The 19,570-nt window shown below is 40.2% G+C and carries 19 protein-coding genes and 1 pseudogene; 10 read left to right on the plus strand and 10 right to left on the minus strand.

The features are described 5' to 3' along the window. Positions 1-6: 6 nt before the first annotated feature. Positions 7-507 (minus strand): universal stress protein, encoded by a 501-nt coding sequence (locus MKY78_RS10990; protein ID WP_339212572.1) that lies wholly within the window; start codon positions 505-507, stop codon positions 7-9. 201 nt (positions 508-708) lie between these two features. Between MKY78_RS10990 and MKY78_RS10995 the strand changes: the two genes are divergently transcribed. Together MKY78_RS10995 and MKY78_RS11000 are read left to right on the plus strand one after the other, a co-directional pair. Further along, entirely contained in the window at positions 709-2,046 is a 1,338-nt protein-coding gene (locus MKY78_RS10995) for an NAD(P)/FAD-dependent oxidoreductase (RefSeq protein ID WP_339212573.1), read from the plus strand. A 184-nt stretch (positions 2,047-2,230) separates the two neighbouring features. Next, positions 2,231-3,583: an IS1182 family transposase gene (locus tag MKY78_RS11000; RefSeq protein WP_107919837.1), complete on the plus strand. Its 1,353-nt coding sequence runs from the start codon at positions 2,231-2,233 to the stop codon at positions 3,581-3,583. A gap of 75 nt (positions 3,584-3,658) precedes the next feature. On the opposite strand, the gene MKY78_RS11005 is transcribed toward MKY78_RS11000, so the two are convergent. Then, on the minus strand, positions 3,659-4,024 hold the full coding sequence (locus MKY78_RS11005; RefSeq protein ID WP_339212579.1) for a hypothetical protein: 366 nt from the start codon (positions 4,022-4,024) through the stop codon (positions 3,659-3,661). A gap of 384 nt (positions 4,025-4,408) precedes the next feature. On the opposite strand from MKY78_RS11005, the gene MKY78_RS11010 reads away from it, so the two are divergent. After that, complete coding sequence (locus tag MKY78_RS11010) at positions 4,409-4,843, plus strand: YndM family protein (protein ID WP_339212582.1); 435 nt, start codon at positions 4,409-4,411, stop codon at positions 4,841-4,843. Positions 4,844-5,082: 239 nt separating this feature from the next. On the opposite strand, the gene nadE is transcribed toward MKY78_RS11010, so the two are convergent. The 6 genes from nadE to MKY78_RS11040 all read right to left on the minus strand — a co-directional run bounded on the left by nadE (position 5,083) and on the right by MKY78_RS11040 (position 10,511). Continuing rightward, a complete protein-coding gene (nadE, locus tag MKY78_RS11015) occupies positions 5,083-5,910 on the minus strand; it encodes an ammonia-dependent NAD(+) synthetase (RefSeq protein ID WP_339212585.1) in 828 nt (275 codons plus the stop codon). Then, positions 5,907-6,605, minus strand: a complete 699-nt coding sequence (gene nadD / locus MKY78_RS11020; RefSeq protein ID WP_339212588.1) for a nicotinate (nicotinamide) nucleotide adenylyltransferase — start codon at positions 6,603-6,605, stop codon at positions 5,907-5,909. The genes nadE and nadD overlap by 4 nt, the downstream gene beginning before the upstream one ends. After that, on the minus strand, positions 6,606-8,060 hold the full coding sequence (locus MKY78_RS11025; RefSeq protein WP_339212590.1) for a nicotinate phosphoribosyltransferase: 1,455 nt from the start codon (positions 8,058-8,060) through the stop codon (positions 6,606-6,608). Positions 8,061-8,103: 43 nt separating this feature from the next. Then, positions 8,104-8,655, minus strand: a complete 552-nt coding sequence (locus tag MKY78_RS11030; protein ID WP_339212593.1) for an isochorismatase family cysteine hydrolase — start codon at positions 8,653-8,655, stop codon at positions 8,104-8,106. 59 nt (positions 8,656-8,714) lie between these two features. Continuing rightward, positions 8,715-9,521 carry an NUDIX domain-containing protein gene (locus MKY78_RS11035; protein ID WP_339212596.1) on the minus strand — a complete coding sequence of 269 codons (807 nt, stop codon included), beginning with the start codon at positions 9,519-9,521 and terminating at the stop codon, positions 8,715-8,717. 165 nt (positions 9,522-9,686) lie between these two features. Then, positions 9,687-10,511, minus strand: coding sequence for a manganese catalase family protein (locus MKY78_RS11040; RefSeq protein ID WP_339212598.1), 825 nt, complete (start codon positions 10,509-10,511; stop codon positions 9,687-9,689). A gap of 192 nt (positions 10,512-10,703) precedes the next feature. Here MKY78_RS11040 and MKY78_RS11045 point away from each other — a divergent pair, with 192 nt between their 5' ends. From MKY78_RS11045 to MKY78_RS11055, 3 genes are all read left to right on the plus strand, one after another. Further along, positions 10,704-11,540, plus strand: coding sequence for a manganese catalase family protein (locus MKY78_RS11045; RefSeq protein WP_339212600.1), 837 nt, complete (start codon positions 10,704-10,706; stop codon positions 11,538-11,540). Between the two features lie 465 nt (positions 11,541-12,005). Further along, positions 12,006-12,779 (plus strand): tyrosine-protein phosphatase, encoded by a 774-nt coding sequence (locus tag MKY78_RS11050; protein WP_339212603.1) that lies wholly within the window; start codon positions 12,006-12,008, stop codon positions 12,777-12,779. A gap of 473 nt (positions 12,780-13,252) precedes the next feature. Further along, complete coding sequence (locus MKY78_RS11055) at positions 13,253-14,071, plus strand: DUF368 domain-containing protein (RefSeq protein ID WP_339212605.1); 819 nt, start codon at positions 13,253-13,255, stop codon at positions 14,069-14,071. A 262-nt stretch (positions 14,072-14,333) separates the two neighbouring features. On the opposite strand, the gene MKY78_RS11060 is transcribed toward MKY78_RS11055, so the two are convergent. After that, positions 14,334-15,707 (minus strand): amino acid permease, encoded by a 1,374-nt coding sequence (locus MKY78_RS11060; RefSeq protein WP_339212607.1) that lies wholly within the window; start codon positions 15,705-15,707, stop codon positions 14,334-14,336. Between the two features lie 221 nt (positions 15,708-15,928). Then, on the minus strand, positions 15,929-17,134 hold the full coding sequence (locus MKY78_RS11065; RefSeq protein ID WP_339212610.1) for a sialidase: 1,206 nt from the start codon (positions 17,132-17,134) through the stop codon (positions 15,929-15,931). Positions 17,135-17,328: 194 nt separating this feature from the next. Between MKY78_RS11065 and MKY78_RS11070 the strand changes: the two genes are divergently transcribed. From MKY78_RS11070 to MKY78_RS11085, 4 genes and pseudogenes are all read left to right on the plus strand, one after another. Then, positions 17,329-17,958 (plus strand): TerC family protein, encoded by a 630-nt coding sequence (locus MKY78_RS11070; RefSeq protein WP_339212612.1) that lies wholly within the window; start codon positions 17,329-17,331, stop codon positions 17,956-17,958. A gap of 149 nt (positions 17,959-18,107) precedes the next feature. Continuing rightward, a complete protein-coding gene (locus MKY78_RS11075; RefSeq protein WP_339212615.1) occupies positions 18,108-18,515 on the plus strand; it encodes an alpha/beta hydrolase in 408 nt (135 codons plus the stop codon). A gap of 11 nt (positions 18,516-18,526) precedes the next feature. Beyond that, positions 18,527-19,306 (plus strand): hypothetical protein, encoded by a 780-nt coding sequence (locus MKY78_RS11080; protein ID WP_339212617.1) that lies wholly within the window; start codon positions 18,527-18,529, stop codon positions 19,304-19,306. Continuing rightward, positions 19,252-19,548: pseudogene (locus tag MKY78_RS11085) on the plus strand (hypothetical protein); the annotation flags it as partial. The gene MKY78_RS11080 and the pseudogene MKY78_RS11085, both read left to right, overlap by 55 nt. Between the last annotated feature and the right edge of the window lie 22 nt (positions 19,549-19,570).

The raw sequence follows: 19,570 nt of genomic DNA on the forward strand, positions 1-19,570 counted from the left end.
AACTCTTTATTTAATAACCATTACGGAACAACTTGCTTCCTCTACTACTTTTTTACTTACACTTCCTGTGACTAACTTTTTAATTCCACTAAGGCCACGATTCCCCATAATAATGAGGTCAACATCCTGCTCCTCAGCAAAAGCAATTATTTCTGCTGCTGGTTTTCCTGATAAAATCTCGTAATCTACGTTTGTGAGCTTTGATAGTCTTACAGAGGCGTTATTAAGCACTTTGTCGGCAGTATTATCTTGCAAGTACGTGTGATCCAATTCACTTGGCGTTCCTTCGTTTGGTGTAGGAATTGCTCCAAGATGTGTATGATATAATCCTGCATCTCTACCCGTTGTGACCCCAGGTGTTACAGTATGGTCAAGTGATGGTTCATGGACAAATACGACTGTTAATCTTGCACCGCTCCATTTGGTCAGTTGTTCTGCTGTCTGTAATGCTTGGACACTATATTTAGAACCGTCAAAAGCTAACAAGATATGGTTAAAACCTTCCATACGTTCCACTCCCTATCTAAAGTTTTTTATGGTAACGGGTTTAGTATGTATATACACGTTTTTCATGACCCTCAAACGTCACAACATATTAAGTAAAGGTAACAAGCATATTACAACGAGTCATATAAAAACCTCCTATAAATAAAACGAACCTAATTTGGAAAGATAAAAGAAATTACTCTTGGTAAGGTGGAAGTGATGATGCAGCAATATGATGCCATTATTATTGGTTCAGGATTATCCGGGCTAACAGCAGCATTGGAGTTAAGTGAGCAGGAGAAATCGGTTATCGTACTTGAAAAAGAGAAGGTCATTGGTGGACGCACATCATCCTGGGATGAAGATGGTATGTTGGTTGAGTCCGGATTTCACCGCCACATCGGCTTTTATAAAGAACTTCCGCGAATTTTAAAAAAGGCAGGTATTTCTATTAACCAAATTGTTCAATGGGAAGAGCAGGTGGATGTTCGTGTGAAAGGGAAAAAGGATACTGCTGTATTCGGGATTTCCCCTATTTTCGGGCCGTTTGAAATGGTTCGAGGGTTAATTGGGAATAATCATATTGTTTCCATGAAGGATAAATTATCATTAGTCCCGTTTTTCCTAAAAGGGTTTTTAGAGTATAAGCGAAATCCAGACAAGCTTGATCAATATAGTGTAAAGGAGTTTGCTGAAAAGCATCATGTCAGTGAGAATGCACTTCATTATTTGATTATCCCATTAAGTGCCGGGGTTTTCTTTTTACCACCTGAGCGATACTCAGCAAAAGTGTTCTTTGGGTTATTTTATCCAGCATTGCCTAGATTCTATAAGATGAGAATTGGAGCATATTTAGGTGGTATGACGGAGCTATTAGCAAATCCAATCGCAACAAAAATTGAACAAAATAAAGGGGAAGTTCGAACTGGTACGAAGGTCAAGCGCTTGATAGTAGAGAATAATCAGGTCACAGGTGTTATCTTAGCAGATGGGGAGGAAATAAGAGGAAATAACGTTATACTTGCAGCAGATTTGGCGGGTGCGAAAAAGATATTAAAGGATAGTTTTACTGAACATCCAGCTTTTCAAACACTGTTTCAACTTCCTACGATGCCTGCGGTAACGGTGCAAATGGAGTTTAGTAAACCTGTATTGCCATATGATCGTACAACTTTTGGCCCCTTAACGATTTTAGGGAGCTTTGTAGAACAATCTCGTTCAACATTTACGCATGTTCCAGGTCGTCTTTCTATCATTTTAACTCCTCCAGAGAAATTCATTCCTATGAAAGAGGAAGAAATCATAAAAGAAGTGATTGATGAGGCATATGAATTAGGCTTGGATTTGGAATCTAACTTGTTGAACTATCGAGTTGTTAGTCACCCGGAGGATTTTTATAGCCTAGAACCGAATAATGATTGGATGAGACCGAGTCAGAGAACCGATATCCAAGGGCTAGTGTTGGCCGGAGATTATACGAGACAGCCATATTTTTCTACTATGGAAGGCGCGGTTGTTTCAGGGCTGAAGGCTTCACAGGTGATATTGGAAGAAAGCTAAGAAGAGCCATAATTTCTCAAGGGATTATGGCTCTTCCTGTTAAACTTTATTTAGCTGAATGAATTTCATAATTCTTAGCCCTTGTGTATCAAGGGGTTTAAGAGATAAAAAAAGAAGTACCTCCCCAAATCTTGTATAATGGTAGTTGACCACAAACCATAAAAAGACTGGAGGAGTACTTCTTATGACTATTATACGACAACCTAGCCTATTTGGCATACAGGAATTATTTGACATGGAACCTACCCAAAAATATGAAGCCATTATTTCAGCGGTAGATTTGGATTCGATGTACCATCAAGTGGCGAAAAAATCACGGTTGGGTGCACCGGAAGAACTAAACTATGCAGCCATGATTATCTCCACCTTTGTAAGATACATAGAGCGCATCCCTACGATGAAGGATCTTATAAAACGTCTTCATGATGATCTAGCTTTTAAGTTAAATTGTGGCTTTTTGGTTTCTGATCATGTGCCTTCAGAATCCTCCTATTCACGTCTCATAACGAAATTGGAGGAAAGCGATATCCTTGAGAAAGAACAAGAAAAAGTGGTCCTCCAGGCTATTGCAGAAGGTTTCATCACGGATGATACAGTGGCCATTGATGCAACCCATTTTGAAGCACGAGACCAAGCGCAGCCAAAAGAAGAAAAGCCAAAATCTGAACCCCAAAAACGTGGTCGGAAATCAAAAGATGAGCGTGACGGGTGGCTTAAAGAACAAGCTGAAACGGAAGCCAATTTACCTTTATATGATAGAAAAATTGTGGCCCAATTAGATGTTCCCCTAGCCGAACTACGTGCCGAAGTTCCCCAAGACCCTAAATGGGGCGTGAAAAAGAACTCAGAAGGACAAAATGTTTTTTGGTTTGGCTACAAAGGTCATTTAGCCGTTGGTACATCAAGCCAATACATTCTACAGGCTCTTTTTTCATCTGGGAGTCTAAATGATGGTAAGGCAGCTATCCCTTTACTGAAAGGAATTCAGGAACGCCTTCACCTTCCATTACGTTATCAAACAATGGATGCGGGCTATGACTATGAACCCATATACGAGCAGGTACATCGAATGGGACAACAATCCGTCATCGCGTATAATAAGCGAAATGAAGGGGAAATCATTGGCTATGATAAACACTTTGCCCCAACTTGTTTCAGAGAGCATTCTTATCGTTATGATAGTTTTGATCCTAAATATGAAACATTGAAATACACAAGACCAAAGGAATGCAGCGACTGTCCCTTAGCTAATGAAGGTATTTGCCAAAAGGTTTATAAAGTGAAAATCACTTCAGACCTTCGCAGATATACCGCACCAGCACGCGGGTCACAAGCATGGAAAAACATTTTCAAACGTCGTACTGCCGTAGAACGGGTTAATGCCTATCTGAAAGAATTCTTTCAACTGAACAATGTTCGCTATCGTACTGGGAAACGTGCAAAAATTCATTTTGACATGGTAACCCTTATTTATAATGCTTCAAAGTTAGCCGCAGACCGAATTAATGTACAATTAAATCAGCAACAAGTAGCATGATTTCTGTTTTTAAAAATACATTTTAGAAATTCTGTAGGATTCTGTATTTTTAAAAAGAGCAATTATGAAATTGACTCAGCTAAATGTATTTCCACCATTTTGGTTTTGAGCAGATTGTTGGTTTTGTTGTCTAACCTCTTCTGCATCTGTTCCGGAAAACCCAGGTTGTAGGGCAGATTGAGCACCTGTTACTGAACTGCTAACTCCAGTTGAAGCTTGGAAGCTCTGTTGGGACTGGCTTAATTGCTGGTACTGTTGGATAAGCTGTTGCATTTGCTCAAGCTGCTGTGCAGCATTTTGTTCTAGGTTTGCCATTTGCTGCTGCCCCTCTGAGCCTACTTGACCTTGCTGAAGAGTTTGAGCATTCATCGCCTCTTGTTGCTCTAGCTGTTTCGCAATTTGACTGATTTGACTTAGAATTTGATTCGCATTTTGTGTCATCAATAATTCTCCTTTTATTTGGCATATCTTTAATTTGCCTTTAATCCGATTCCTTATCCTATTAAATTCATTTTTTAGCTCCTTTTCTAAAATTCATCGTATCCTTTTGAACTTTAAAGATATGCCTCTACAGGTACTACGAATAACAATCCCTATACATACACATTCTATAACCGAAGTAGCAGCAATGAGGGGAATCTAAAAGGTGACCTTGATGAAAGGGAGTTCTTGGTGATAGATGCTGAAAGCAGAGAATCATGAGAAGGAGCTAACGGGTACGGAAGGGGAGATTGAGTGCTAGAACGACTGGGCAAAGTTGTTAAAGTGCTCAAGGTCTTCATCACTACGCGAAGCTTGCAAAAAATCAATAAGGATGGATGATAAATGAAACATGTCAAAGCATTACTAATCAAATTTATTGCTTCGTTTGTTCTACTTTATATTGTTCTAGGTGTCATGTATACGATGACATTTGGGGAGGTATTCCTGTTATCGTTAGTACTAGGAATAGTGGCATATCTTATTGGGGATTTATTCATTTTACCTAGAACGAACAATCTGGTTGCTACTGTAGCGGATTTCATACTAGCGTGGCCAATTATTTATTGGTTTGTGGATGGTATGACAGCTGCTGATAACCCGTTTACTGCTTCACTAATTGCTGCATTAGGAGTAGGGGTATTCGAAGTATTCTTCCACCGCTACTTAGCTAACCAGGTGTTACCAGACCAAGAATCAAACGGAAACGGAACAAGAAACCTACGTTATCAAACCGAATACGCTGAAGAAATCAGTGAAGATAGACGGAGGGATAAATAGGAAAGATATACGTTTAACCAAGTACTCTAAAGAAGTAAAAATAAGCTCCGGTAGTTATTAGTTAAATTACACAAGGGCTGGCTAACTGATCTATACTGTGGGAGCGTGTCAACCATCCCATGCAAGAAAAGACACTGCGGTTACGAGCAGTGTCTTTTCTGTACTGGGAGAAAGGAAAGTAATTTCCCAATTAGCCGTACTTTTAATGTACTAGCGCATAAGCTTTTTGCCAATTCTACTTATTTCCACCAATCATCCGCAATGGTAACGGCAGGGTTTCGCTTATGTCTTGTTTTCAAAAATAATTCTTCAATTCTATTTTTACTTTTTTCTGCAACTTCTTTTCCTTCTAGATAATCATCAATCTCATCATAGGTGACGCCTAATGCAACCTCATCTGGTAATGCAGGCTTATCATCCTCTAAATCAGCTGTAGGCTTTTTCATATATAAATGCTCTGGACATCCTAATTCTTTCAACAGCAGCTTACCTTGACGCTTATTCAATCCATACAATGGAATTAAGTCACAAGCGCCATCACCATGCTTGGTGAAAAATCCAGTAACAGCTTCACTCGCATGATCTGTACCAAGTACAAGCAGATTATGACTTCCACCAATACTATATTGTACCTTCATTCTTTCACGAGCTTTTTCATTCCCTTTAAGGAAATCACTAATCGTAACACCAGCTTCTTTTAAGGATGCGACACTAGCGTCCACAGACTTTTGAATATTGACGGTAATTACTTGGCTAGGTTTAACAAAATCAATGGCATCCTGGCAATCCTCTTCATCAAATTGCTCGCCATACGGTAGACGAACACCAATAAATTGATAGCGGTCTTCTCCAGCTTCTTCGTTCAGCTCATTAATTGCGGTTTGGGCTAGTTTAGAGGTTAACGTAGAATCTTGTCCGCCTGACATCCCAAGTACATATCCGTTAGCAAAGCTATTCTTCACTAAATATTTCTTTAGAAAATCAACACGTCTTCTAATCTCTTCCTTCGGGTCGATAGTTGGTTTAACGCCTAGCTCTGTAATAATGATTTCTTGTAGTGTACTCATTTGCTTCCCCTCTTTCGGTATAATTTATGCTCCTGAATATAATTATAACAGCTTGTCGGCAATAAATACCGTGGTTCACCACCACGCGAAAACTCTTCACGAATATAAGTGGAGCTAATCTCCATGGATAAGCCTTTATCTAGTAATTGGAATCTACCGTCATCATAATTGCGAAGTAGCGGTGACTGGGCAATGGTTGCTAACATATCGATATTGTCTCTTGCCATGATGATAAATTGATTGGACTGGATGAGTTCTTCATCCATCATCCATTTACCAGCTGCGATATCGACCAATAGGTCAGCACCCATAATAAAGAATACTTCCGCATTAGGTAGAATTTCCTTGAAATGCTCCATCGTATAGTATGTGTAGGTTTTTCCAGCAGGAGCTGTGAACTCATACGTATCTAATAGAAACTTTGGATTATCTTTAATCGCTAATTGAACCATGGTGGAACGGTGGTTATCCTCGGTCTGTAATTGTTTATCCCTTCGCTTCCCGGACGAAGGAAGAAAGATGATGAAGTCTAACTTTTTACGATGCGCAACGGTTGATGCTGTCCACAAGTGTACATTGGTAATCGGATCAAAGGATGAGCCATATATTCCAACCTTAACTCCTTGTTGAAATAACCTTTCTATATCTTTCTCTGGGTTTAATCTTTGGTAGTACTCCTGGACCTCCGTTGTCACTTACGTCAACTCCCTGATTTTATTTCGCGTACTTTCAATCTTTTTCATTTTAGTTTCCCAAGTTTTCATGCTTAAGTCAACTGGATACTCTTCTGGGTTAATAGTTCGCTTATATTCATCCCATAATAGTTCTAGCTGCTTCGATGCATAGGCTTGAATCTCTGGTAAGCTAGGAGCATCGTAGACTAATTTCCCATTTTGGAAAATATCATGATGTAGATTAATCGCTTTAAAGTCGGTTACAAATTTACTAATATAGGTGTGTATCGGATGGAACATTTTAATCTTTTCCTCTTGATTCGGGTCTTCATCCTCTAATGTAATGTAGTCTCCTTCAGAGTGATGATTGTTTGTGTTAATGATTCGATACACTTTTTTCATCCCGGGGGTTGTGACTTTTTCAGGGTTGGCCGATATTTTAATCGTATCCTCCATCTCCCCGTTCTCATTTTCAATTGCAACGAGTTTATAGACAGCTCCTAATGCCGGTTGATCGTAAGCGGTAATTAATTTAGTTCCCACTCCATAGACATCTATTTTGGCACCTTGGGCTTGCAGGCTAGAAATGGTCGATTCATCCAAATCACTAGATGCATAAATTTTTGTATCTTTAAATCCGGCGTTGTCTAATTGCTGTCTAGCTTTTTTGGATAAATATGCTAAGTCTCCACTATCAAGGCGAATGCCGAGGAAATTGATTTTATCCCCGAACTCCTTTGCTACCCGAATAGCATTAGGAACACCAGATTTTAACGTGTCGTACGTATCCACTAGGAAGACGCAATCCTTATGTCTTTCAGCATACTTTTTAAATGCGGTATACTCATCCTGATATGCCTGCACCATGGAGTGGGCATGAGTACCTTTAACAGGTATACCGAATAGCTTACCAGCCCTTACATTGCTGGTGGCATCAAATCCACCGATATAAGCAGCACGCGTGCCCCATAATGCAGCATCGAGCTCTTGGGCTCTTCTCGTTCCAAACTCCATTAAGGTTTGGCCATTGGCTACATGCTTAATCCGAGAGGCCTTAGTAGCAATTAAGGTTTGGTAATTCACAATATTTAATAGAGCTGTCTCAAGAAGCTGGGCTTCAGCAAGGCTTGATTCTACTCGAATCAATGGTTCATTACAGAATACTACTTCTCCTTCTTGCATCGCCTTTATCGTCCCACGAAAACGAAGGTCCTTTAAATAGGCCAAGAAATCCTCTTGATAACCAATTTCTCGTAAATAATCTAGGTCACTATCACTAAATTGAAAGTTCTGTACATAGTTAATAACCTTTTCTAATCCGGCAAAAATAGCATAGCCATTACCAAATGGAAGCTTTCGAAAATATAAATCAAATACCGCACGGCGATCGTGGACATTGTCAGCCCAATAGGTTTCTGCCATGTTAATTTGGTATAAATCTGTATGAAGCATTAAACTATCATCAGTAAAATTCATCCGAATTCCCTCCTTGGGACAACCACCTGCCCCAGTCGCATTATTAAATAACCGTTGCATTTAGGCAGCCTGTAAAATGCTCGAGTGCCCATTTGTGACCTGTTTGGTTAAAGCTAGCTACTCCTTTTTCATGGATGACAATGGAATACCCTTTTCCATAGGCATCTACTGCAGTGTGGAGTACGCAAATATCGGTACAGACACCAACGATATGAACCTCTGTAATGCCACGCTCACGTAGTAATAAATCTAAGTTCGTTCCGACAAATGCGGAGTACCTCGTTTTATCCATCCAATGTACTTGTGGCTTGGTTTTATGCTCTTCAAATACTTGTTGCAGCGCACCATAAAGCTCTCTTCCTTTTGTACCAGCAATATTGTGGGGCGGGTATAGGTTTGTTTCCGGGTGGTATGGATCTTGTTCATGGTGCATATCAATTGCAAAGATGACCTCATCCCCATTATCTATAAACTTCTTCGTTACCTCGGTAATATACGTTTCCAATTCCTGACCAGGCTTCCCACAAGTTAACGCGCCATCATCTGCAATAAAATCATAGGTGTAATCGACATTAATTAATGCTTTCTTTGACATATTGAACACCTCTCCTTTGAATTAGTAATGCCAAAATTACAAATTACAAGCGTTACATCTTATTCATAAATAGATTTAATAACTTCAACATCATTAAAACGATACAGCTGTGATGGACGATAGGAATTTCTCTCGGTCTTTTTTAAGTTTCCTTTCTCATCATAAACCTTTTCGATGAAAGGTAGCTTAGGGACCTTGGCAAAAAACACCGATTTTGTCGTTATTCTAGGATGATTAGATACGGTCATTAAGACACTTTGTAGCTCTGATAATGTAAATTCCTCCGGGAGAAAGTTCCTCGCAACCTTCGTCTCGATCAAATCCCGTTCAATAAATGCTAAGGCATCGGTGATAATATCGCGGTGATCGAAGGCTAAGTCCAATTGAAATACTTCATCCATAGTAAACAATTGTACTGCTTGAGCGTCATCGGAAGCTTTTCGGTTGGCCAATTGTTTCTCAGGTACGATGGCATAATGTGCATTGGCAATAATCCAGCCCCGTTTATCTCTACCAAATTGATCATAAACACCAAAGTGCTTTAAGAATATCCCTTGTATACCGGTCTCCTCGACTAGTTCCCTTTCAGCAGCTTGTAAGGCCGTCTCTTGTTTACTCCCATCGATAAATCCCCCAGGAAGCGCCCATTTGCCACCTTCAATATTTGGCTCTCCTTCTGCATTGTAGTCAGAACGTTTAATTAGCATAATCTTGAGTTGTTTGTTCACGGTTTTTTTCGTGTTCTTCGTTCCATCATCTTCGGTGGTGATGGTAAATACGGCAATATCACTTGTATAGCCATCTGGTGTCACGTATTTACTGGAATCATACTGCTCCAATGCTTTATCTTGATTATAGCTTCCCATCTTTTCACCTCAATAATACAAACAAGTAATTTGTAATTCCTTAATTACTATTTATTATAACGTAGATGATATGAAAGTCAAGGCCAAGTAAACAAAGCAGCATGTATTTCAGAAAGGACGTTTTCTGGAATACATGCTACATATCTGCCTAATATGATATTGCGCCTACAATGGGGATGGCGGAGTTCCGTGAATGTGTGGAGGAGCAGGCTGTAAGAATGGTATTTGACCCATTGCCTGTGGCTCACTAATATATTCAAATTCAGCTTGTCCATCCATGCTTTTACCGGAAGCCCACCGACCTTGCCTGCTTTCTTCTCCTTTAGAGAAGTTCATAAAGGCGTAAGAAACTTCTTGTTTTTCGTATTGTTGATTAAAGGTGGCTGGGACAATTGGTTTTTGTTTCTGCTCTAATTCTTCAATCGCAGCCATCCATTGATTTTGATGCATCGTATCACGTGCGATTAGGAAAGATAGCATATCTCGTACCCCTTTGTCATCTGTCATTTCGTAAAGGCGAACCACTTGCAAACGTCCCTGTGATTCCGCATTTAAATTCGCCCGAAAGTCAGCTAGAAGATTCCCACTTGCGATGGTATATCGAGAGGTCCAAGGATAACCTTCACTATCATCCGGTCTTGCTCCAAGGCCGGATACAATAGCGTGCTGTGGGTTCATTCCCCCCATTACAGCACCTATAATTGGATCTTTAGCCGCGTTTTCCTGATCCTCTACAGGGGCATTATCCAATAATTGGGCAATCATCGTTGCTAGCATTTCCACATGTGCTATTTCTTCCGTTCCAATGTCTAAAAGCATATCACGATATTTCTGTTCCCCTCTACAATTCCATCCCTGAAATAAATACTGCATCATGACGGAAATTTCGCCAAATTGTCCACCTAAAACCTCCTGTAGCTTCTTGGCGTAGACAGGATCTGGGCGGTCCGGCTTGGCGTTATATTGCAGTTCTTTAATATGATAAAACATTTAAATCACTCCCTAGATATATGTATAGGGTTAGTATGTTCTCTTTCAAAAGGGATATTCTCTAAACTTCCTTGTACAAATCATGATGGGAAAATAATTTATAAAAAGTAAGGGAGACATACTATATTTGCCCAGTTCTTTCATAGAATGGTTAAGAATAAATAGCATAAATATTGAGAAAGGATTGGTTTGATGTTTTACCACATCAAAGAGATGCAATACAATGCAAAACCAAGCTGTCCAGATCCCCAATATGCCAAGAAGCTTCAAGAAATACTTGGAGGTCAATTCGGTGAGATATCGGTTATGATGCAATACTTATTCCAAGGGTGGAACTGCCGTGGAGAGGAAAAATATAGGGATATGCTATTAGATATTGGAACTGAAGAGATGGCCCATGTCGAAATGTTAGCAACAATGATTGCTAGATTACTTGATGGTGCCCCTGCTTCAGCTCAAGAAGAAGCAGCTAAAGACCCAATCCTAGAAGCGGCAATGGGAGGAATGAACCCACAGCATATTATTGTGTCAGGTCTTGGGGCAACACCAACCGATAGTGTTGGTTATCCCTGGAACTCCCGTTATACCATAGCAAGTGGAAATTTACTTGCCGATTTCCGTGCCAACTTGAATGCAGAATCACAAGGACGACTCCAAGCAGTACGCTTATATGAACTCGCAGATGACCCAGGCGTGAAGGATATGCTATCCTTCCTCATCGCCCGCGATACGATGCACCAAAACCAATGGTTAGCTGCAATCGCAGAATTAGAAGCCCAAGATGGAAAAGTAGTTCCAGTCACCTTCCCACGCAACCTGGAGAAACGAGAATTCGCCTACAAATTTATGAACTTCTCAAGAGGAGAAGCAAGCAAATTTGGACGTTGGGCTAGCGGCCCAAGTATGGACGGTTGCAGCACCTTCCAATACGTCGCACAACCAGAACCCCACGGCGGCTTAGTAGGCCAGCAACTAGCCCCACTATCCATCCACGACACAATCCCAGGACCAAAGCCAAATATTTGCTAGCGAAGAAATACACTCGCAACCTTAAATGGTGCGAGTGTATTTTTGTGGGAGTAGTGTGTGGGGGGGCGCGCGGGGAGTCCGGGAAATCGCGCGGGAGGTGCGGGAAATCGCGCGGGGAGTGGGGAAAAACGCGCGAGGAGTCCGAGAAATCGCGCGAGAACCGCCGAGTCGCGCGAAAAACCCAAGAGGCCGCGCGAAAAAGCCAGAGGGTCGCGCGAAATTCCCGAGATCTCGCGCGAAAACCCCTGCCCACCGCGCGACTTTAACCCCAACCTCCCAACTTCCTCCCATCTCCCCCCTTAAAATACTTCATCCCCCTAAATCACATAAAATAAGCATTCCACCACTCAAACTCTCTTCCCATTAACTATTAAATTAATAAAGACTTAACATTTATTCTGAAGCAAATTTTTCCACTATTCTTGTATAATAGAATTAATTACATAAGAGAGTTGGGGAGAACAGATGAAACAAGTTGTGCGTGAAAGGAATTTAGAGGGTAGCTTTAATTTTCGTGAGCTAGGTGGCTATGAAACGGTGGATGGACGTCATGTTAAGTCGGGGAAGCTTTATCGTTCGGGGAATTTAAGTGCTGTAACAGAAGCTGGTATAGAGGTATTAAAGGAATTAGAAATTAGCGCCATTTTGGATTTGCGTGATGAGGACGAAATTAATAAGTATCCAGATCCAGACATTGCTGGCGTAACGTGGAATCATGTTCCGTTGATTAATAATGACAAGGTAGTAAGACAGCCGGGGGATCTTTCTCAATTTGAAAATAAGTTGCTTAACAGTAAGCCCGGGGAAATGCTAGTTAATTTGAACCGCCAGTTAGTATCCAATACTACTGGACTTCGCCAAGTCATCCAACTATTACTAGATAATCGTGGAGAACCGCTCCTGTTCCATTGCATGGCTGGGAAAGATAGAACAGGAGTAGTAGCTGCGACAATCTTAAGCTTACTAGGCGTTCCTCGTGAAATAATCATAGAAGACTACTTATTGACAAATAAGGCACAGAGTGAAATTGAAGCAGGATTCGAAGCGATCGGTCACACCATGCCAGACGTTATCGATAAAGAAACGGTTAAGGCTATATTTGAAGCAAGGTTGGAATATATCCAAGAATTCTTCAAAGAAATAGAAGCACAGTATGGAACAGTAGATTCTTACCTAGTAAACGGCATTGGATTAAAAGATGAAGAAATAACGTTATTAAGAGATTATTATTTAGAATAAGAAATAAGCGACAAGTTCCTTCCAACTATATATGGAGAATCAATACTAAAAAAGTCATTCTGCACCTACCTTGCTACCATCTAGCAAAACAGGTGCAGTTTTTCAATATTTCGAAGTTGTTTTTGGAATACTATGTTAGTATTAAAATAATGTAGAGGTAGGGAATGAGTTAATACAGTCAATCAAACAAAGCACGAGGAGAGGATTAATTTGATCGCGTTACTGGACAAGGTATTCCAAGTATCAGCCACCATACTGCTTTTATGTTCTATCTATTATTATTGGAAGTTCAAGAAAATGAAGCGGGAGAGAAAATTGACTTTCTCTGAACTATCCATATATATCATCACGCAAATTGCATTCTTCCTTTGTGCAGCGAGCTACCTTCTTCTGGTATTTAGTAAGTAACGTCTTGGCAGTACGCATTTCGATTGAAGTTCTCAGAAAAAATAACTCATTTAGGTGTTGAAATTATGTTTGGAATTATGCTTCGAGGCATGGCAGTAGGGATTACAGAAACAGTTCCTGGAATAAGCGGTAGTACGGTCGCTATGATTTTAGGAATATATGAGCGTCTGATTTATTCGTTAAGCATGTTAACAACGAATCGAAGAAAAGAGGTATTACCTTTTCTCGTTATGTTCGGCGTTGGGATGATTATCGGATTTGCCTTTTCTATCATTCTGCTTAACTACTTATTAAAAAACCATCGTACACCGACGCTTCTATTTTTTGGTGGAGTTATTGTAGGATTTTTACCTTATCTTTGGAAAGAAACACTCCAACACCACAAGACGAAGCTTAAAGCAAAGCATTACATAATCATTCTCTTCTTTCTTGGCATGGTGGTATGCGGGCAATTATTAGGGGAGATGACCAACATCGATTTAAATCATCTGTCGTTTGTTGATTACATATTCTTTGTCCTTGTAGGTTTTATTGCTAGTACAGCTCTTGTACTCCCAGGAATAAGTGGTGCACTAATTCTCACTATATTTGGCGTATATGAAATTGCAACAAACTCCCTATTCTCGCTAAATATGCCAGTTATCTTAACAATTGGTTCAGGTATCGTGTTAGGGGTACTACTGACGAGTAGACTCATTCGCTATTTATTAACACATTACAAGGTCGAAACCTATGCAGCGATGATTGGACTAGTAAGTGGTTCAATTTATGCTATTATAATGAATCTGGATGGTGTAGTGGATCAATCAACCATCATACTATCTGTTATAACGTTTCTTGCGGGTATCACCTTGTTAAATTTATTGCAGAAAACCCAGGATTAATAGGCGGGCAACCTGATGATTTTTTGAAATCCTGAAAGGTGGCACTCAAATCCTGAAAAAGGTGCCCCAAATCCTGAACCCCCCCCCTCCAAATCCTGAAGAATATGTCAACTAGACGTTTTTGGGCAAAAATATGCGCCGCACATGGTCTCTCTCTTTATTTGGCTGGCTGCATAGTTTTAACTTGGCATTAGGAGAATCCATCAAAATAAAAACCCCATCACCAATTAAATGTGATGGGGTTAGTTTGTTTCGCCTAGTTCTATTTCATTAAACTATTTCGTTTTCCATAAGCAAAATAAATGATTATACCAATCAAGAACCATATTGCTGAAGCAACTAGCGTTTGATTCGATAGCTGCATCATTAAAAAGATGCATAGCACAAAGGATAAAATCGGAATCACCGGAAATAATGGAACCTTAAAGCCGCCGGTTGGGATAGTGTTATTTTTACGTAGGAATAACACCCCTATGGATACAATAGTAAAGGCTAACAACGTACCTAAATTCGCCATCTCCGCTAGCTTAGACAATGGAATAAATCCTGCACAAAATGCTACCAAAATAGCAAAAATCCACGTGCTAAAAACCGGTGTGTTGTGGGCGTTTAGTTTACTCATGCTTCTTGGTAATAGCTGATCACGCCCAAGTGCAAATAGAAGTCTTGTCCCACCGTAGAGCAGTACAAGAATAACGGTAATCATCCCCGCAATAGCCCCTAGTGAAATAAACCCAGCAACCCAATTTTGATTCACCAATCCCATTGCAAAACTAACTGGGTCACTAACATTCAACTCGGTATAAGATACCATGCCAGTCAATACGAGTGATACGGCAATATATAATCCTGTACAAACAAGTAAGGAGCCAATAATTCCAATCGGCATATTCTTCTGCGGATTTTTCACTTCTTCAGCAGCTGCTGATACCGCATCAAAGCCAAGATAGGCAAAGAATACTAATGCAGCACCAGAAAAGACACCATTCCAGCCATACGGCATAAACGGCTGCCAGTTCTCCGGACGAACGTAGAAAAATCCAACTACAATAAATAGTAAAATGACGAACACTTTGACAAATACCATTATTTTATTTAGACGAGCAGATTCCTTCATGCCATAGGTTAACAAGAAAGCCAAGGCTAGCACGATGATAATGGCAGGCAAATTAACATAAGTACCCTCCTGTGGCTGGAAAGGTCCAGTTAATGCTTGAGGAATCGTAATATGGAATCCCTCTAATAAGGAAACAAAGTATGCAGACCATCCAGTTGCAACAGAAGCTCCCGCAAGACCATATTCCAGTACAAGAGCCCAGGCTACAATCCAAGCAACAATCTCACCAAATACAGTATAGCTATACGTGTAGGCACTTCCTGTCACTGGTACAGAAGAAGCGAACTCGGAATAACACATCGCCGCAAAGGAGCACACAATAGCTGCAATAATAAAGGAATAAATAATAGCAGGACCAGAATGTAACGCAGCCACCGTACCAGGTAATATAAAAATACCCGTACCAATAATCGCCCCAACTCCTAGCATGATTAGATCAAATCCACCTAGTGTTCGCTTTAATTGAACGTCTTTGTTCTCTAGTAGATCATGGATATTTTTCTTTCTAAGCCTATTCACATTAAAACCTCTTTTTCATTAGTAATGAACAAAATAATAACTTATATTGTATTACATATAAGAAAGAGGTACAAACCTTTTTTTTAGGTGATAGGAAAGCATCAAAATCTCTCCCAACACTATAAGAAAAAACTAACAAATTCACTAAAGTGAATATGAGCTTTTCTAAGATTAGTACCCCTTTAAAATAGATATAACAGACATCGGGGAGTATACCGTTTTTATCTTCCCCAATAGGAGTGAATCAATGACTGATTTTGTCCTCTTGCAAAGACGTCAATCCGATTTGGCCCCCAGAAAACAGCTGCAGGAGCTGAATCTAGTGTCCCACCAAGGTCTTCCCAGTTTTCCCAGCGAGACCCATTCCATGATCGTTTGTATAGGCGATTACCAGTTCCACGAACGAATACATCTAATCGGTTAGCTCGGCGAGAGGAGACAGCTGGTGCACTAGTTAAGGTGCCGCCAAGGCTTCCCCAATTGCTCCATCTCGAACCGTCCCACCACTTATGGATTAAATCGTTATTCTGTCCTCTTGCAAAGACATCAATTCTGTTCGGTCCCCAGGAAACGGCTGCAGGCTCAGAGTTTAAATTGCCACCAAGATCCTCCCACTCTTCCCAACGAGACCCATTCCATGATCGTTTATATAGTCTATTTCCAGTACCGCGAACAAATACATCTAACTGATTCGCTCTTCTAGAGGAAGCGGCAGGTCCGCTCGTTAGTGTCCCACCAAGATTTTCCCAATCGCTCCACCTCGAACCATCCCACCATTTATGATATAACACATTATCTGTACCGCGAACAAATACATCAATCCGATTTGGCCCCCAAGAGACCGCACCAGGTGCACTAGTTAAGACCCCACCAAGGCTTTCCCAATCATTCCATCTCGAACCATCCCACCATTTATGATATAGTGCATTATCTGTACCACGGACAAACACATCTAATCGATTGGCTTGCCAGGAAGATACAGCAGGTGCAGAGGTAAGTGTTCCACCTAAGTCCTCCCAGCTAGACCATCCTTGCCCAGGACTAGGAGCACCACCAGCTAATTGATCTAACGTAATTTGGATGACTCTTCTCATTACCTGATCGGCAACATTTTGAGGCACATTAAATTGTCTAAATATCAGGTTAAACCAAGGTACCTGCCGTTGGAATTGATTATAGATTTGATTAGCATTTTGATTTGTGTTTGCTTGATTTACCGTATAGTTGACCATGAAGAAATAGACGTAATCGACTACTTGACGATTCATTCCAGCATTTACTAGCTGGTTGTATAGCGTATTATGCTCTGTTCGAATCGTTTGTAAAATTTGTTGAACAGTAGGTTGTTGCCTCATCTCCGTATATAATGGCTGACCATAGTACTGTACTGGTACAAACTGTGGAAAATAATACTGATAATAAAACATTCGCATTCCTCCGCTTTTTAACTAGAATATGCAGCGGGTTCATAACCTGAGAGTTAAACATAAGCCCATTTCACACGATTGTAAAAACTGTAATGATGTTATCGTTTCGGACATACATTTAATTATCAATATCTTAGGACAAGTATTTTATAGTGGAAGGGTGAGGATCTCTCTTGGAGCTGTTAGAGCCTTTAGTGAAAATATTAATGATTAATTTAATTTTAAGTGGTGACAATGCAATTGTTATTGCAATGGCAAGTCGCAATTTAAGACAAGACTTAAAACAGAAGGCGATTGTCTGGGGAACTCTCGGGGCTGTTATATTTCGGATCGCATTTACGGTTATTGTCATGTATCTATTAAAGCTTCCCTTTATCCATTTAATAGGGGGCATTTTATTACTGTTTGTAGCTTATAAACTTCTTGTTGATAAAGAAGCGGAAGAGAATTCCGTGAAAGTGGGCAATTCCTTAAAGGAAGCCATCGTCATCATCATTTTTGCTGATGTATTAATGAGCTTAGATAATGTGTTAGGTATTGTAGCAGTTTCAGAGGGGAATATGATGCTGGTCATCGTCGGTATTATCTTGAGTATTCCAATTATGCTATTTGCTAGTCAATTTATATTACGAATGATGGAGCATTTCCCGATTGTTGTCTATTTTGGGGCGGGCTTACTTGCCTGGACTGCCGGAGAAATGATGCTAGAAGAGGAATTTATCAAACAACATGTTATCTCAGGAACTTCTATGGAACTGGCACTGCTCATTGGAATTATTATGGCGACCTTATCTATCGGTGGGTACCAAAGAAGATACCGGTAAACAGACTTAGTAAGGCAGGCTCTTTCACGCGTTGTGGTGGGGCCTGTTATTTTTAACAAACAAAACATGTAAAAAAACAGGAATTAGCATTTTTTTACAGAATACTAGTATATATAAGCAAATTGGACTAGTGAGAGGGGGGAGATAGAATGGCCTTTATAACATGTGGCGGTGCTCAAATTCATTATGAAAAATTTGAATCAACGAATCCTCGTGCTACACAGACCATTATATTCATTCACCCTACCGGATTAGACATGTATTGCTGGAACGAGATTATCCCGTTGTTCTTAGAAGACTATCAAGTGGTTCGGTACGATTTAAGAGGGCATGGAGACTCTACTGTAGGGGATGGTGATTTATCGATTTCCAGGCTAGCCGATGATATTCAATGCTTAGTGAATACATTACAGCTAGATACGTATCATGTTGTCGCACAAGGATTTGGTGATGTCAGTGCTATCGAATTTGCAGCAAGAGGCTTCTCTAGTTTGAAAACGTTAACACTACTTGCGGTTCCAGTTCATTTTCCAAGAGAACTTGGTAAAAAATTGTAGCCGAACGAAAGATGCAAGTAAAGGGCCATGAGACGATGCTGCATAAGGCCCAGCTGATTATCGATAAGTTTATGCTCTATCCTACACAGGAAAGGGAGGAGCGTATTCTTTGGGCATTTGAAAAAGTGACTCCACATGTTTATTTTAAGATTTTCGATGTTGAATCACTAAATCGTGCCCAACAGAATATCCAAAACGTGACGATTCCAATCTTAGTCTTATCCGGTTCAGATGATGAAACATTTCCACCAGAACTAAATTCTGCTATTCTAAATTTTAATACAAATGCAAGGTATTATACAGTGCCCTATTCATCCTTCTTAATCCAGATGGACCAGCCGAATCTCATGGCAGAGTGGATTGGGAAATTTATTATGAAGCATCAAAATAACGCAGTAAATCAAGAGATAGCTAGCTATGCTCAGACGCTATATGCAGAGATGTATCGAGAAATTAGAGAAAAGATGAAGGAGAAAACAGAAACGACATTGCCTACACTACAAGTAAACATCATGAAAGGCTTAGACGTTTTCTTAAATGGCAAACGTTTAGTAGGTGGTTGGGGACAAAGAAAGGCAAAACAAATTCTCATGTATCTGATCATCCAGCAATCGGCAACACGAGATGAGCTATGTGACTTAGTATGGCCAGATGTTGATTTAAAAACTGCTCGTAGTCGTTTACGTGTTTCGATTCACTATTTAAACAAACTATTAAACCCAACGTCAGACCATCGAGCCAGCCATCTCGTCACACGAGTGGGAAACATTTATTTGACGCCGTTGACTTAGTGATTAATAACCACGCACCTGTTGGGGACGCATTATTATCACATGAGCAGGTAGAAGTAAACTTTTCTCCTAGCTCGACAGTAATTGGTGCAACAATTTTAAATGCAATTCTTTGCGAAGCGGTTAAATTAATGGCTGAGAATGGCTTTAAGCCTCCAGTATTCCTAAGTGGGAATATTGAAGGGGCCGATGCTCATAATCAGGAGTTAATTGATAAGTATCGTGATCGTGTGAAATTATAATAATAAGAAATAAGGAAACCGT

It is taken from the genome of Ornithinibacillus sp. FSL M8-0202 (assembly GCF_037975285.1).
GTDB lineage: Bacteria > Bacillota > Bacilli > Bacillales > Amphibacillaceae > Ornithinibacillus > Ornithinibacillus massiliensis.